Annotated in this window: 1 protein-coding gene; it reads left to right on the forward strand. The window is 54.4% G+C overall.

All coding sequences use genetic code 11. The annotated features are described in order from the left end of the window. Positions 1-169 precede the first annotated feature (169 nt). Entirely contained in the window at positions 170-919 is a 750-nt protein-coding gene (locus tag V6D20_17865) for a DUF561 domain-containing protein (GenBank protein HEY9817650.1), read from the forward strand. Positions 920-1,148: the final 229 nt, after the last annotated feature.

Here is a 1,148-nt window from a genome sequence, read left to right on the forward strand (position 1 = left end):
TTGATAGACTCAGCCTGTTCACGGGCTTCGCTGTGTCTAACCAGAAGGATTGCTGGAGCCCTAACGTCATCAAACTTATGTTGGCATGAGGAATTAGCGCCTAGGTTTGATGAATCACCGCTAGGGGTGGGACAATAGACCATGCTATTTTTCGTAAGTCGAGACAACCATGAGTATTCATCCTAGGCTGCAAGCTGCGTTTAGCGATCGCCGTGCGCTCAAGATTATCAGCGGATTGATGAACTTCGATGCATTACGGGTGCAGGCCGTTGTGCGCGCTGCCGACCAAGGCGGGGCTGATTTTGTAGACATTGCTGCCGATCCAGCTTTGATCCAGTTGGCGAAGCAAACCACAGCTCTACCTATTTGTGTGTCTGCAGTGGATGCAGAGATCTTGGCACAGGCCGTTGCGGCTGGGGCTGATATGGTCGAAATTGGTAACTTCGATGCCTTCTATGCCCAAGGACGACGGTTTGAAGCAGCGGAAGTCTTGGAACTCACGCGGCAAACGCGATCGCTCTTGCCCACGGTGACCCTGTCGGTGACGGTGCCTCATATGCTCACCCTCGATCATCAGGTACAGCTTGCTGAAGACTTGGTGCAAGCTGGAGCGGATATCATTCAAACCGAAGGCGGTACCAGCAGCCAACCTAGCCACCCTGGAACGTTGGGCTTGATTGAAAAAGCTGCTCCTACCCTAGCGGCGGCCTATGAAATTTCTCGGGCGGTGTCGGTGCCGGTGATGTGTGCGTCGGGTCTATCCAATGTCACGGCTCCCATGGCGATCGCTGCCGGTGCGTCGGGGATTGGGGTTGGCTCTGCGGTCAATCAACTCAATAGTGACGTAGCGATGATTGCCGTCGTTCGTAGCCTGGCTGATGCGTTGAAAGCGGCGACCTCGGTGTCGCGGTTGCCCTAACCTTATCAGTTGAGATACCGGTCATTGGTTGGGATAGCGATCAATCCTGAGCAGCCTTCTAGTTCGCGACCATCTGGCGTTGGTGTCCATCTGGGGGCGATCGCTCTCCGGTGATCGAGTATCCCAGAGAGATGGATAACACCACAGGTTTGGACAAGACTCAGCCTGTGGTGTTGTTTGAGGTTGACTATTCACAACGACTCCTGATGGTCATAGGGGTGGCTCACGC

Source organism: Candidatus Obscuribacterales bacterium, assembly GCA_036703605.1.
Taxonomy (GTDB): domain Bacteria; phylum Cyanobacteriota; class Cyanobacteriia; order RECH01; family RECH01; genus RECH01.

Coding starts and splice junctions, on each gene's coding strand:
- V6D20_17865 (HEY9817650.1), top strand. CDS start 170: ATGAGTATTCATCCTAGGCTGCAAGCTGCGTTTAGCGATCGCCGTGCG.